Origin of the sequence: Tumebacillus flagellatus (genome assembly GCF_000714935.1) — a bacterium.
GTDB classification, from domain to species: domain Bacteria; phylum Bacillota; class Bacilli; order Tumebacillales; family Tumebacillaceae; genus Tumebacillus; species Tumebacillus flagellatus.
Genome location: NZ_JMIR01000028.1, coordinates 21,530 through 36,319, shown reverse-complemented (window position 1 = coordinate 36,319; position 14,790 = coordinate 21,530). Strand labels below are relative to the sequence as shown.

Annotated in this window: 12 protein-coding genes; all 12 read left to right on the top strand. The window is 56.8% G+C overall.

What is annotated here, in order from left to right; translation table 11 throughout:
- Positions 1–26: 26 nt before the first annotated feature.
- The 12 genes from EL26_RS16495 (at position 27) to pyk (ending at position 14,766) form a co-directional block, all read left to right on the top strand.
- Positions 27–1,370: an AAA family ATPase gene (locus tag EL26_RS16495; protein ID WP_038091364.1), complete on the top strand. Its 1,344-nt coding sequence runs from the start codon at positions 27–29 to the stop codon at positions 1,368–1,370.
- The gene (locus EL26_RS23985; RefSeq protein ID WP_052036496.1) at positions 1,357–1,947 is read left to right on the top strand and encodes a hypothetical protein; all 591 of its coding nucleotides are present in this window, start codon (positions 1,357–1,359) and stop codon (positions 1,945–1,947) included. The genes EL26_RS16495 and EL26_RS23985 overlap by 14 nt, the downstream gene beginning before the upstream one ends.
- A 100-nt stretch (positions 1,948–2,047) precedes the next feature.
- Complete coding sequence (locus EL26_RS16485; RefSeq protein ID WP_038091361.1) at positions 2,048–3,724, top strand: ABC1 kinase family protein; 1,677 nt, start codon at positions 2,048–2,050, stop codon at positions 3,722–3,724.
- Between the two features lie 32 nt (positions 3,725–3,756).
- On the top strand, positions 3,757–4,065 hold the full coding sequence (locus EL26_RS16480) for a hypothetical protein (RefSeq protein WP_038091359.1): 309 nt from the start codon (positions 3,757–3,759) through the stop codon (positions 4,063–4,065).
- Positions 4,066–4,167: 102 nt separating this feature from the next.
- Positions 4,168–7,671, top strand: a complete 3,504-nt coding sequence (locus tag EL26_RS16475) for a DNA polymerase III subunit alpha (protein WP_038091357.1) — start codon at positions 4,168–4,170, stop codon at positions 7,669–7,671.
- Between the two features lie 70 nt (positions 7,672–7,741).
- Positions 7,742–8,221 (top strand): phosphatidylglycerophosphatase A family protein, encoded by a 480-nt coding sequence (locus EL26_RS16470; protein WP_038091355.1) that lies wholly within the window; start codon positions 7,742–7,744, stop codon positions 8,219–8,221.
- 132 nt (positions 8,222–8,353) lie between these two features.
- A complete protein-coding gene (gene ystJ / locus EL26_RS16465; protein ID WP_038091353.1) occupies positions 8,354–9,595 on the top strand; it encodes an NADP-dependent malic enzyme in 1,242 nt (413 codons plus the stop codon).
- A gap of 142 nt (positions 9,596–9,737) precedes the next feature.
- Positions 9,738–9,944 (top strand): glutamate decarboxylase, encoded by a 207-nt coding sequence (locus EL26_RS16460; protein WP_038091351.1) that lies wholly within the window; start codon positions 9,738–9,740, stop codon positions 9,942–9,944.
- Between the two features lie 12 nt (positions 9,945–9,956).
- On the top strand, positions 9,957–10,856 hold the full coding sequence (accD, locus tag EL26_RS16455) for an acetyl-CoA carboxylase, carboxyltransferase subunit beta (protein WP_038091348.1): 900 nt from the start codon (positions 9,957–9,959) through the stop codon (positions 10,854–10,856).
- On the top strand, positions 10,846–11,802 hold the full coding sequence (locus EL26_RS16450) for an acetyl-CoA carboxylase carboxyltransferase subunit alpha (RefSeq protein WP_038091346.1): 957 nt from the start codon (positions 10,846–10,848) through the stop codon (positions 11,800–11,802). Before accD ends, EL26_RS16450 begins: the two co-directional genes overlap by 11 nt.
- A 166-nt stretch (positions 11,803–11,968) precedes the next feature.
- The gene (gene pfkA, locus EL26_RS16445) at positions 11,969–12,928 is read left to right on the top strand and encodes a 6-phosphofructokinase (protein WP_038091344.1); all 960 of its coding nucleotides are present in this window, start codon (positions 11,969–11,971) and stop codon (positions 12,926–12,928) included.
- An 80-nt stretch (positions 12,929–13,008) separates the two neighbouring features.
- Positions 13,009–14,766: a pyruvate kinase gene (pyk, locus tag EL26_RS16440; protein ID WP_038091342.1), complete on the top strand. Its 1,758-nt coding sequence runs from the start codon at positions 13,009–13,011 to the stop codon at positions 14,764–14,766.
- Positions 14,767–14,790 lie beyond the last annotated feature (24 nt).

Below are 14,790 nucleotides of genomic sequence, written 5' to 3'. Positions count from 1 at the left end.
TAGGCGATAGGAGGCTGACGCAGCGGATGAGACAGACTTGGAAATTGAATGTGGAGAACTTCGGGAAGATCGGGAAGGCGAGTATTGAGATTGCTCCGTTGATGATCTTTACGGGGGAGAACAACAGCGGGAAGAGTTATTTGATGTCGTTGTTGTGGGGGATTATTAACTCGGGGACGAGGGTGTTTCAAACGACTTCAAGCGATGCCTATCGAAAGTGCCAAAACTGGCTGGAGGCAAAACTTAAACAACACAACGACACGCCTTTTTCTTTTGATGATGAAGGAGTGCAAGTATTTATAGCTTGGTTCAATGAAGAGCTTGACAGTTATAAAGAAAAGTTGATGAAATTTGTGTTCGGGTTCGATATTTCTATTGGAAAGGTGTTTCTTAGTGATTATTCATGTGGCTCTCCGTTTGACATTCATATTACAAATCATGAGGAGTCTTTCGGATATAGCAGCGGTGATGAAGGGGGAAAGTTTTTCGTACCTAATTATGCGATATTCAGTTCGTTTGATGAAGAGATGAGGTTTGAGTTGCTTAGGCATTTATCTACAATGTTACTTTTTAGAGACTACTTTATGTTTGTCAAGGGAACTTCATATCTTCCTGCTTCAAGAACTGGGTTTTTGTTATCGTATCCAGTTCTTGTTAACGATGCATTCAGCAAAACTTATGGGAATTTTGTTGAAAACACAAATACCGTCAAATTCGGAGGTCCAACGCTTCAATTTTTGAGAGAGCTCACGAACGACGATAAGAACTCCGTTACACCTCAATACGAGGAAATAGCGGAGTTTTTGCAACAGAATATCTTGAAAGGGCAGATAATACGAGAGCAAAAGTTAACCCCATTACCTACCTATCAATATCAGCCTGACAACAGCCATCAATCATTTCCGTTTTATGTAACTTCTTCTTTGGTGACGGAATTAACCCCTATCGTCATTTTTCTCAAATACAAGCGGCTCACTTCTCTGATTATTGAAGAACCGGAGGCGCATCTCCATCTTGAAATGCAAAAGAAAATGGCAATAGCCATTGTCCGTTTGGTGAATGAGGGTCTCCCAGTTTGGATCACAACGCACAGTGATACAATGGCGCAACAACTGAATAACCTCATCCAACTCTACAATCACCCAAACCGCCAAGAACTCGCAAAACAATTTGGATATGAACCGGATGATTTCCTGTGTCCAGACAAAGCAGTCGTCTATCAATTCACTGCAACCGATGCTGGCACGAAAGTCGAAAAACTCCCCTTGACGTCTGGAGGCTTTGCCTTTCCGACTTTTACGAACAGCATTTTAGAGCAAGCCAATCAAACTCTTGCTTTCGAGGTAGACACGGACGATGATCACGAATAGAGAACTAACGGAACGGCTCCAAGAGTGGATTCCTCAAGAGTTATTTCATCAAATCGAAACGACTACCGCGACCATTCAAGAAAAAGAGAGCGATGGCTACGCGGAAATTGCCTGCACTCTCCCCACCGACGAAGCGTTCGAACTGCAATTGGAGGGGAAATCCTTCCCGACCCTCAGAAGACAAAATTGTGCCGACGGCATTCTGTTGCTCCGTCGTCCAGACGGTGAGTGGGAACTGCACATCATCGAATGCAAGCGTACCGTTGATAAAAACAAGTGGGCTCGGGTCAAAAAGCAATTCCTCGGAGCCATCCAAAGAGCCACAGCAATCCTCGCCCCTGTCGGCATCCACGTCACCAAATTCAAACTCTACACAGCCTACCGCGATGACGAACTAGAAAACGAAATCATGTCCCGCATGGCCCTTGCAAAAACTCTCCCAGCGGGGCAAACACGCCCGCCGTATTTCGACTGGCTGGACGGTCAACTCACCCTCTGGGTCAAAAACGATCTCTCCCATGAAAAAATCAAACTCAACTCTGACGGCGAAGCACAATACCTGCTCCAATGCCTCTAAAAAGTCCTCACGCACTCGCGAAGGACTTTTTTTCTTAACAATTCATCCACTACAAAATGCTATAATATACCAAAACCAACCCAAGAGAGTAGGGTCCCTCTTGAAACGAAATTCCCTCTACCGCATCTTCGCCATCGTCTTCATGGCGGCAGGCTTTTTTCTCCGCATCCTCTGGTTTCAGAAGCGCCATCCCGGCAAGATGAGCGCGGAAACCACGCAGCAGTGGGAAGCGCTGCTGCGCAAAGTCGCATGGAAATACAAACGCAAAGCCCTCCGACTCGAAGGGCTGTTGATCAAACTGGGCCAGTTTCTCAGCGCCCGCGCCGACGTGGTCCCACCGGTCGTCATTCAAGAACTGACCGACCTCGTCGACCAAGTCCCCGCCGTCCCGTGGGACGAGGCCAAAGCGGTGCTCGAAAGCGAATGGGAGGCTCCTTACGGCAGCATCCTGCATAAAATCAGTGAGAAGCCGGTCGCTTCCGCCTCCATCGGTGAAGTCTACCACGCGTTTCTCCACGACGGCACGGAAGTCGCCGTCAAAATCCAACGCCCCGGCATCGAAAAAATCATCCGGGCAGACTTCCGCGCCATTCGCATCGTCTTGTGGATGGCGGACAAGTTCACCAAGATGGGCAAGCAAGCCGACCTGCCCGCGCTCTACCGCGAGATGGCGTACGTCATCGGGGACGAACTGAACTTCAAGCAAGAACTCAAAAACGGCGAATACTTCGCCGAACGCTACCAAAACAACCCCGACCTCTACATCCCCAAGTACTTCCCCGCCTATTGCACCCGCCGCGTGCTGGTCATGGAGTGGATGGAAGGCGCCCGCATCAACGACTACGGGTACTTGGCGCAGCACGGCGTCGACCGCTCGGAACTCGCCAAGAAGTTGTTCAAAGCGGTGGCGGAACAGTTGTTTTTTGAAGGAAAGTTTCACGCCGACCCGCATCCGGGCAACATCATGGTCCAACCGGACGGCCGCATCGTCTTGATCGACTTCGGCATGGTCGGCACGATCAAGCCGGCAGACGCCAAGCAAATCCAAGACCTCGTCATGGGCCTCGTCCTCAAAGACTACGGGCAAGTGATCGACGCGCTGGAAAAACTCCGCTTCCTCCTTCCGCACGCCAACCGCCGCGAACTGGAGCGGGTGATGGAGTTGGCGATGCGCTTTTACGACGAGCAAGACCTGAAAAACGTCGACTACGACGCCGTCCAGCACATCATGGAGGACATCCAGAGCGTGATCCGCCAACAGCCGATCCAGTTGCCGAGCGAGTTTATTTTTCTCGGGCGCGCGCTCTCGACGTTCATCGGCGTGCTGTACGGCCTCGACCCGGAGATCGAGTTGGTGGAAGTCGGCAAGCCGATCGTCAACGAGTGGCTGAAGCGCAACGGCGCGGGCGCAACCGGCGACGGCGAATCCGCCTCCCGCACCTCCACGATCCTCAAGACCGTACAGAAGTACGCGCTCGACATCGGCCGCCAACTGCTGAAACTCCCGCGCCAACTGCAAGACGCGTTGGATGAACCGCGCAGGCGAACCGAGTGGGAGAAGGTCAAGCAAAAAAACCAATTTCTCCACGAAGTCTACGCGTCCCGCAAACGCTATGCGTTCTGCACCGTCTTGCTCTCGCTTGCCGTCGCCGCCCTGGGCTACTACTTCGGCGACCGCTGGCTGCTCTGGGGAGGAGCGGGGGTCGGCGTGATCGCGCTTCTCTGGTACCGAAACAGCGCCGTCAAACACTTGCGCTGGATTGAAGAACTTCGATAAATCTTCCACAAAAATCGAAAGGGTGACAAGACATGAGCCAACACGATCAAAACGAAACCGAACGCCAGGAACAGACCCAGCAAACGGAACAAACCGAACAAGCAGACTCCTGCTGCTCCGACTCCACCTGCAAAACCACCGATTGCTGCGGTCACAGCCTCGAAATCGAACACCTCGAAGACGGCTACCGCATCACGGTGCGCGGCGACCGAGAGAAAGTCCAACAACACCGCCGCGTCATGGAATCCTACGTCAACTTCCTCAAGGAACAAAAAAAATCCCGCTGGTGGCTCCCCTTGCCTCTGCGCTGGATTTTGAAATGGTTCCACCTCTGCAAATAACCCAAAAAAGCGCCAAGACCGCTCGCGACGGACTTGGTGCTTTTTTTCATGAAAGAGTATAATAGGGGAGAATATCTGTTCGCATAGAAAGGGGGAGGACGATTGCAACCCTTCGTCCACCTGCATGTACATACAGAGTACAGCTTGCTCGAAGGCATGTGCCGCATCGACGAGTTGATCGCGCGCGCCCAGGAACTCGGCATGGACGCCGTCGCGATGACCGACTCGGGCGCGATGTACGGAGCCGTCGAGTTTTATAAGAAAGCCAAGTCCGCCGGCCTCAAGCCGCTCCTCGGCTGCCAAGTCTACGTCGCCCGCCGCGCGCTCCACGAACGACCCGCTCGCGGCGAAGACCCGTGGCATTTGATCTTGCTTGCGGAAACTCTCCAAGGCTACCGCAACTTGCTCAAACTCGTCTCCCAAGCCCAACTCGCCGACCACTTCGACAAACCCTGCACCGATAAAAACTCCCTCTTCCGCCATCGGGAAGGGCTGATCGCGCTCTCAGGCGGTCTCGACGGGGAAATCGGGCAAAAACTGCTGACCGGCGATCTGCAAGGTGCCGAAGCGGCGGCGAAGGAATACGCCGATCTGTTCGGCGCGGATCGTTTCTACCTTGAATTGCAAGATCACGGGTTGATGCCCGAAAAACAAGTCAACCAATTGACGCTGCAACTTGCGCAACGCCTGCAACTGCCGCTCGTCGCCACGAACAACGTGCACTACTTGCGCCAAGAAGACGCGCCGAGCCAAGACGTGCTCGCCTGCATCCGCGAAGGCCGCGCCCTCCAAGACGAAGACCGCGTGCGCCTCGCGTCTCCCGAGTACGGGCTGAAATCCGGCGACGAGATGGCCGATCTGTTCCGCCATGTCCCGCAAGCCCTTGAAAACACGCGGCGCATCGCAGACCGCTGCCATGTGGAACTGGAACTTGGCGTGCACCATCTGCCCGCGTTCGACCTGCCGCCCGGCTTCACGGAAACCACCTACTTGCGCCATCTCTGTCTCATAGGCGTGCGTGAACGCTACGGGGAAGAGACGCCTCCGGTCCTGGAGCGGCTGAACTACGAGATTGACGTCATCTCGCAGATGGGGTTCGCCGGGTACTTCCTGATCGTCTGGGACTTCATGCGCTTTGCTCACGAGAACGGCATCTCCACCGGACCGGGACGGGGCTCGGCGGCAGGGTCGCTCGTTTCCTACGTACTGCGCATCACCAACGTCGACCCGATCCGCTACAACTTGCTGTTCCAGCGCTTCTTGAATCCGGAGCGCGTCTCGATGCCGGATATTGACATCGACTTCGAATACGAACGGCGCGGCGAAGTGATCGAGTATGTGACGCAGAAGTACGGCGCCGACCGCGTCGCGCAAATCGTCACGTTTGGAACGATGGCAGCGCGGGCGGCGATCCGTGACGTCGGACGCGTGCTGGATTTGCCCGCGCACGTCATCGACCGCGCCGCCAAGCTGATTCCCGGCCACTTAGGGATCACGATCGACAAAGCGCTCGATCTGGAGCCGCAACTCAAACAACTCTATGAGGGCGACCCGCTCGTCCAGAAACTGATCAACACCGCGCGCGCCATCGAAGGCTTGCCGCGCCACACCTCCCTGCACGCGGCAGGCGTGGTGATTTCCCGAGAACCGCTGACCGAATACGTGCCCTTGCAACGCGGGGCGGAGGGCGGCGTCGTCACGCAGTACAGCATGGAAGTGCTCGAAGACGTCGGCCTCTTGAAAATGGACTTCCTCGGACTTCGCTACTTGACGTTGATCGACCGCACGATCGAGATCGTGCGCCGCACCGAGGGCGTGCAGATCCACTTTGACGAGATGGGCATGGACGACCCGCGCACGTACGAACTGCTGATGCGCGGCGACACCGACGGCTGTTTCCAACTGGAATCCAGCGGCTGCAAAAACGTCTTGCGCGAGCTGCGGCCCTCTTCGTTTGAAGACATCATCGCCGTGATCTCGCTGTACCGTCCGGGGCCGATGGAGAACATCCCGACGTTCATCAAAGCGAAGCACGGCGAAACGGCGGTGCGCTATCCGCACCCGGACTTGCAAGGGATTCTCGAAGACACGTACGGCGTCATCGTCTACCAAGAGCAAATCATGCAGATCGCCTCCGTCATGGCGGGTTTCTCGCTCGGGCAAGCGGACCTCCTGCGCCGCGCCGTCGGCAAGAAAAAACGCGAAGTGCTCGCCGAGCAACGCGCGATCTTCGTGGAAGGCTGTTTGAAAAAAGGCTATGCCGAACCGCTCGCTCATGAGGTCTACGATTTGGTCGTCCGCTTTGCCGACTACGGCTTCAACCGGGCGCACGCCGCCGCGTACGCGGTGCTTGCGTACCAAACCTGTTATCTCAAAGCCAACCATCCCGCCGCCTATATGTCGGCGTTGCTGACTTCGGTCATGATGTCGCACCACAAAGTCGCGCAATACGTCGACGACTGCCGCCGCATGGGCATCGAAGTGTTGCCGCCCGACGTGAACGCCAGCTCGTTTGGGTTTTCGGTGGAGAACGGCAAGATTCGCTGCGGGTTGCTCGCCATCAAAAACGTCGGGCTCTCCGGCATTCAAGCGTTGGTGCAAACGCGGCGGGAAGGGGGCGTTTTTTCCGACTTGGGGAATTTCTGCGAGCGGGTGGACGCCCGCGCCTGCAACAAAAAAGCGCTGGAGTCGCTCATCCGCGCCGGAGCGTTTGACGGACTGCACGGCAATCGCCGGGCGATGCTGTTGTCTTTGGAAGAAACGGCAGAGCGCGGTCGGTTGCGTCAACGGGACCGCGATGACAATCAGATGAACTTGTTCGGCATGATCGAAGATCAGTCGCCAAAGCAAGCGCGGGGATTCCAGTTGCCGCCTGCAGCCGACTATCCGGAACGCGAGCGGTTGGAGATGGAGAAGGAACTGATCGGGCTGTACATCACCGGGTCGCCGCTGACTCCGTTTCGCGGGCAGATGGCGCGCTTGGCAGACAAGCGGGTCAGCGAGTTGACGGAGACGGCGGACGGCGCGATGGTCACCGTCGCGGGCATGATGCAAAAGCTCAAGCAAATTCACACGAAAAAGGGAGCGCGCATGGCGTTCTTTCAATTGGAAGACACCACCGGGGCGGTTGAAGTCGTGCTGTTCCCCGAAACGTACAAACGCTGCGCCGAACTGCTCCAGCAAACGGGAGGAGACGCCGTCGTCGCAGTCAAAGGCCGTCTGCAACACCGCGATGACGAACTGAAACTCCTCGCCGATCAGATGAAAGTGCTCCAGCCTGATGACGAGGGTGAATGGATCGAGGCAACGGAGAACGCCGGGCCGAATCAAGCGAATCAAGCACAAACCATGCAACCAGCGCAATCTGCGCAACCCGCTCACGGCGTGCTCTACATCCGAATCCGACCGGAAGACGAAGCCCGCCTGCACGACTTGCAGACGATCCTCATCCGCCATCACGGGCCGTGGCCCGTGCTGTTGTTTTACACCGCCACCCGCCAGGCACGGGCTCTCTCGGAAAAGTATGCGGTGAAGCCCAGTTCGTTTTTTGTCAAAGAAGTGGAAGCGCTGTTCGGCGAGGGAGCGGTTGTACAAAAGAGCAAATGATGTCATCCTTCTGGGCGTTCGCACATATGGTGGTACTATCTTCTCTTCACCCATCAGGGAGGCGAATCCCATGAACACGGAAATCATCAAATTGCTCGAACAAAGAGGCGTCACCGTCGACGACATTGCGGACATCGTCTTCACCCTGCAAAAACCGTATCACCCGAACCTCGAACGCGAACCGTGCGTGGAAAGCGTCTTGGCGGTGCTCGTCAAACGCGAAGTGCAATACGCGCTCTACACCGGTGTCGCGCTCGACATGCTGGCTGAGCAAAAACTCTTGCCCGAGCCGATGCAGACGATCTTGGAAACGGATGAATCGCTCTACGGCGTCGATGAGATTCTCGCGCTCTCCATCACCAATGTCTACGGTTCGATTGGACTTACATCATTTGGATATCTCGACAAGGAGAAAATGGGCATCATCGCGAAACTGAACGATAAGGCAAACGGCGTGCATGTCTTCCTCGACGATTTGGTCGCGGGAATCGCCGCCGCCGCCTCCGCCCGGATCGCGCATCGTTCCGGCAAGACAGTGAGTAAAAAGTAATAGTTATATTAATGTAATTAATGACCCGTCAGTAGAAATGCGTCTCGCAGGCATGATATAATTAAGTACCGAAGTCGCCCCGTTTCGTCATCTTCGGTGCGGGATGGGGCTTCACAAAAGGAGTGAGGGCACGTGTCGTTGCGAGAAGAAGCGCTGGAATTGCATCGCACACACCAAGGCAAGTTGGGCGTTGTTTCAAAAGTTCCGGTCGCAAACGCCCGCGATCTGAGTCTCGCGTACAGCCCCGGCGTCGCAGAGCCGTGCAAGGAGATCCACAAATCCACGGAGCGCGTCTATGACTATACTTCCAAAGGGAATCTCGTGGCCGTTGTGAGTGATGGAACGGCGGTGCTGGGCTTAGGCAATATCGGTCCCCATGCGGCGCTGCCCGTCATGGAAGGCAAAGCGGTTCTGTTCAAGTCGTTCGCAGGTGTGGATGCTGTTCCGATCTGTTTGGATACGACGGACATCGACGAGATCGTCCGCACGGTCAAACTGCTGGAGCCGACGTTCGGCGGGATCAATCTCGAAGACATCGCGGCTCCGGCGTGCTTTGCCGTCGAGGAACGCCTGAAGCAAGAGCTCGACATCCCGGTGTTCCATGACGATCAGCACGGCACCGCCATCGTAACTCTCGCCGGCCTGATCAATGCGTTGAAAGTGACAGGCAAGACCATGCAAGAAATCAAAGTTGTCGCCAACGGCGCAGGCGCCGCGGGCATCGCCATCATCAAACTTCTTCTTTCTATGGGTGTAAAAAACGTCATCATGTGCGACACCAAGGGTGCGATCTATGAAGGCCGTACCGAAGGCATGAACCCGATCAAAGACTTGATCGCGAAAAACACCAACCGTGAACGCCTCCAAGGCTCGCTCGAAGAAGTGATCGTCGACGCAGACGTCTTCATCGGCGTGTCGGTCGCCAACGCGGTGACCCCGGAGATGGTGCGCTCCATGGCGCAAGATCCGATCCTGTTCGCGATGGCGAACCCCGATCCGGAAATCGTGCCGGCTCTCGCGTATGAAGCGGGAGCGAAGATCGTCGGGACGGGACGCTCCGACTACCCGAACCAAGTCAACAACGTCCTCGCCTTCCCGGGCATCTTCCGAGGCGCGCTCGACACGCGGGCGAAGACGATCAATGAAGAGATGAAAATCGCGGCCGCCTACGCGATCGCGAACTTGATCACCGACGAGGAATTGACGCCCGATTACGTCATTCCGAAGCCGTTTGACCCGCGCGTTGCGCCGGCTGTCGCTTCTGCGGTTGCGAAAGCCGCGATGGACACCGGAGTGGCCCGCGTGCAGGTCAATCCGTCCTCCGTGGCGGACAAGACCCGGGCGCAAAGCGCCGTTGCCGCACCGCAAGCCTGAGTGAAATTTGCGGGTGTCGGGCGGGTGCGCGCCAGTTCCTTTTTTGCACCGTTGCGTTTGTTGCTTTGTTGCGGCATAGTGGGCTGTATGATATGATGAGTCCAAAATTACGGACGTTTTCGCTGAGGGAAGGTGCTCTTCGATGTGGACAGTTATCTATATTGCCCCGAACGCCAAAACGGCTGAGCGCATTCAGGACAAGCTTACGCAAGAAGGGTTCCTGGTCAAGCTCCGCCAGACGAACATCGCCAAGGAACAGTATGAGATTCTCGTTCCGGAATCTGAGCTAGACGAGGTGCAGGAAGTTCTCAAGGACATCCTCCACTCCTCGCATCGCTATCCAAATTAATGAGGTGAGATCGTGCTGAAGGATCTTTTCCATAAGAAAAAGCAACGGTATGCGACCTTGACTTCGCAAGATGTGGCTGAGCGATTGGGTCGCACCCGCACAGCCCCGGTCGAAGTATCGGTACCGGAAGGCCTGATGACCAAGTGCAAACATTGCGGCGAGGCCACTTTTACCAAGGAATTGGAGAAGAACCTCAAAGTCTGTCCGAACTGCGGATATCACTATACGGTGAACGCGATGGAACGCATCTTGATGACGCTGGATGAGGGCCGATTCTTCGAATACGATGCGGATATGACCGCGATGGACCCGCTCGGGTTCCCGGAGTATCCGGCCAAGTTGGAGCGCGAAATGAAGAAATCCGGCCTCAAGGAAGCGGTCGTGACCGGCGAAGGCACCATCGGCGGCTTCCCGGTCGTCTTGGGCGTCATGGACTCGACGTTCTTCATGGGATCGCTTGGCTCCGTCGCAGGGGAGAAGATCACCCGCGCCATCGAGCGCGCGATCGCCAAGCGCTATCCGCTGATCCTCTTCACCGCATCGGGCGGTGCCCGCATGCAAGAGGGGATTTATTCGCTGATGCAGATGGCGAAAACTTCCGCGGCGCTTGCAAAACTGCATGAAGAGGGCATCCTCTACATCGCGGTGAACACGTACCCGACGACCGGCGGTGTTACCGCTTCGTTTGCAATGCTTGGCGACTTGAACATCGCCGAACCGGGCGCGCTGATCGGCTTTGCCGGCCGCCGGATCATCGAACAGACGATCCGTCAAAAGCTCCCGGATGACTTCCAAACCGCTGAGTTTCTGCTCAAAAACGGCATGCTCGACATGGTCGTGCCGCGCAAGGACATGAAGCAAACCTTGGCGACCGTTTTGGAATTGCACGGAGGTGGCGCGCGTGGCGAATGATCTGATGTTTGAAAAACCGTTGGTTGAACTGCAGAAGAAGATTGAAGAGTTGCGCTCGTTCTCGGAGCAGAGCGGACTCGACTTTTCTGAAGAGATTCGCAAACTGGAAGAGAAGGCCGATTCCTTGGCCTCTCATCTCTACGATGATTTGTCTCCGTGGCAGCGCACGCAGATGGCGCGCCACTCCGAACGCCCGACCACCTTGGATTACATCAAGGGCATGTGCACCGATTTCCTCGAGTTGCACGGAGACCGCGCGTTTGGCGACGACCAGGCGATCGTGGCGGGCATTGCCAAGCTCGACGGCATCCCGGTGACGATCATGGGCCACCAGAAGGGCCGTGACACCAAGGAGAACATCGCCCGCCGCTGGGGGATGGCACAACCGGAAGGCTACCGCAAGACGCTTCGTCTCATGAAGCAAGCGGAGAAGTTCCGCCGTCCGGTGATCTGCTTCATCGATACGTCCGGCGCGTATCCGGGCATCGCTTCCGAGGAGCGCGGCATCGGCGAAGCGATCGCCCGCAACCTGTTGGAGATGGCCGCTCTGAAGACGCCGATCATCTGCGTCGTCACCGGCGAAGGCGGCTCCGGCGGGGCGTTGGCGCTGGGCATCGGCGACCGCGTCTACATGCTGGAGAACTCCATCTACGGCGTCATCTCGCCGGAGGGGGCAGCTGCTCTGCTCTGGAAGGATTCCGGACAGGCACAGCGCGCAGCCGATACGATGAAGATCTCCGCCGACCACATCCACTCGTTTGGCGTTGTGGACGGCGTGATCAAAGAACCGGAAGGCGGCGCTCACAAAGACAACGAAGCGACGATCGCCAACGTGCGCGAGACGATCGTCACCGCGTTGCGCGAACTGCTGGAGATTCCGACAGACGTGCTGGTCGAACAGCGCTACCAAAAGTTCAAGAACATGGGCCACTACGCGAACGGTTGATGCATAGGGGCTGGTACGGGAGCGAACACTGAACCTATCTGCATAGAATTTGCAGAGGAGCGGTGTTCGCATCCTTTGTGAATTAGCGGGACGAATTGTGTCCCTAGGGACGTTTTGCGTCACGCGCTCGTCTAGAGATGAATGGAGACAGGAGTTGGAGAGAGCGATGCGGAAAATTGGGGTACTTACCAGCGGAGGCGACGCGCCGGGCATGAACGCTGCCATCCGTGCGGTCGTTCGGAAAGCGATTTTTCACGGGTTGGAAGTGGCAGGGATCAAGCGCGGCTACACCGGTTTGATTTCCGGCGACATCGTCCCGATGGATTTGGGGTCGGTTGGCGATATCATTCACCGCGGCGGCACGATTTTGCAGACGGCGCGCTGTGAAGAGTTCAAGTCGGAAGCAGGACGCGAGAAAGCGATTGCGAAACTGAAGGAACACGGCATTGACGGACTCGTCGTCATCGGCGGCGACGGTTCGTTTCGAGGTGCGCAACTGCTTTCGGAAAAAGGCATTCCGACCATCGGGATTCCCGGCACGATCGACAATGACATTCCCTGCACCGATTACACGATCGGCTTCGATACGGCGGTCAACACGGTCATCGACGCGGTTGACAAGATTCGTGACACGGCAACGTCGCATGAGCGCACGTACGTCATCGAAGTCATGGGCCGCAACGCGGGCGACATCGCGCTGCTGGCAGGCGTGGCGTGCGGCGCGGAAAACGTGCTCGTGCCGGAAGCCAAGTATGACATCGCCGCCATCGTGGAGAAACTCCAACGCGGAGCCGCGCGCGGCAAAAAGCATTCGCTGATCCTCGTCGCGGAAGGCGCGGGCAAAGGCTTTGCGATCGGTGAAGTGATTCGCGAGTTGACCGGTTGGGACACCCGCGTCACCGTCCTCGGTCACATTCAACGCGGCGGTTCTCCGACGGCGTTTGACCGGATGCTGGCGTCGAAGATGGGCGCGCACGCGGTCGATCTGTTGCTTGAAGGTCAAAAAGCGATGATGATCGGGGTGCAGGGCGGCAAGATCGTCGGAACGGATATCAACGACGCGCTGTGCACGCCGCGCACGCCGGATATGTCGCTGTACGAACTGGCCGGCGTTTTGTCGATCTAATCTCTTCATAAATTTTCATGAAATGACCACACTTTTTTGATACACTTGGATACATCTAAGAGGCTCAAGGGGGAGCGCACATGCGCAGAACGAAAATCGTTTGTACAATTGGACCGGCGTCTGAATCGGTCGACATGTTGAAGCAATTGATCCAAAACGGGATGAACGTCGCCCGACTCAACTTCTCGCACGGTACATATGACGAGCATGCAGCACGCATTCGCAACATCCGCCAAGCGTCTGAAGAACTGGGCAAGGACGTCGCGATCATGCTCGACATCAAAGGCCCGAAGATCCGCACCGGCATGGTGCGAGACGGCGCTGTTGAACTGCACAACGATGCGAAGATCATCCTCACCACCGAACAGATCGAACTCGGCGATGAGAACCGCATCTCGATTTCTTATGAAGGGCTGCCGGAAGACGTTACCGCCGGCTCCGACCTGCGCATCGACGACGGTTTGATCGGACTCATCGTGGAAAAAGTCGAGGGCAAGGACATCCATTGCCGCGTCACCAACGGAGGCATCTTGAAAAACCGCAAGGGCATCAACGCGCCGGGCGTGAAGCTGCGCATCGAATCGGTCACCGAGAAGGACATCGCCGACATCCGCTTCGGCGTGGATCAAGGCGTGGACTTGATCGCCGCTTCCTTCGTGCGCAAAGCGTCCGACGTGCTCGACGTGCGCCGCATTCTCGAAGAGAAGAACGCCAACCAACTGATCATCTCCAAGATCGAAACCCAGGAAGGCCTGGAATTGATCGACGAGATTCTGGAAGTCACCGACGGCCTGATGGTCGCGCGCGGCGACCTCGGCGTGGAAATCCCGACTGAAGAAGTGCCGCTCGCACAGAAGATGCTGATCTCCAAATGCAACAAGCTCGGCAAACCGGTCATCACCGCGACGCAGATGCTCGACTCGATGGAGCGCAACCCGCGTCCGACCCGTGCGGAAGCGAGCGACGTGGCCAACGCGATTTTTGACGGCACCGATGCGATCATGCTCTCCGGCGAAACGGCAGCGGGCAAATACCCGGCAGAAGCGGTCGCCACGATGGCGCGCATCGCGGAACGCGCCGAAGAAGCGCTGTTCGGTCACCTCGTCTCGGTCCGTTCCAACGGTTTGATCGCCGAGACGGGCACCGTCACCGATGCGATGTCCCACGCGGTGGCAACCGTTGCCAAGGATCTGAAAGCGCACGCGATCGTCACGGCAACTTCCAGCGGCCATACCGCGCGCATGGTATCGAAGCATCGTCCGTCCGCACCGATCATCGCGACGACGAACAACGCCGACGTGGCGCGCCGCCTGCACGTTTCCTGGGGCGTGTACCCGGTGTTGACGCAAAAAGCGAAGACGACCGACGAACTGCTTTCCGTCTCCGTGGAAGGCGCGCTGTCGTCCGGAATCGTGGAACACGGCAACTTGCTCGTGATCACCGCAGGTGTTCCGGTCGGACAACCGGGCACCACGAACATGATCAAAGTGCACACGATCGGCGAAATCTTGGTACGCGGCCAAGGCATCGGCCACAACGCGGTTTCCGGTCGCCTCTTCGTCAGCAACAAAACCGAAGAGCTGCTGGAAATGGCAGAAGGCGACATCCTCGTCACACACGCGACCGACCGCGACATCGTTCCGGCGATGGAGAAAGCGGCTGCCGTCATCACGGTGGAGGGCGGTCTCACTTCGCACGCGGCAGTTGTCGGCATCTCGCTGGGCATTCCGGTAATCGTCGGCGTCCAAGGCGCGACCGATCTGCTGCAAACCGGCACGACCGTCACCGTCGACCCGCGCACCGGCTTGGTGTACGAAGGCGTCGCGCACGTGCTGTAAGCTGCGCGCTGGTTCATTTTTTAT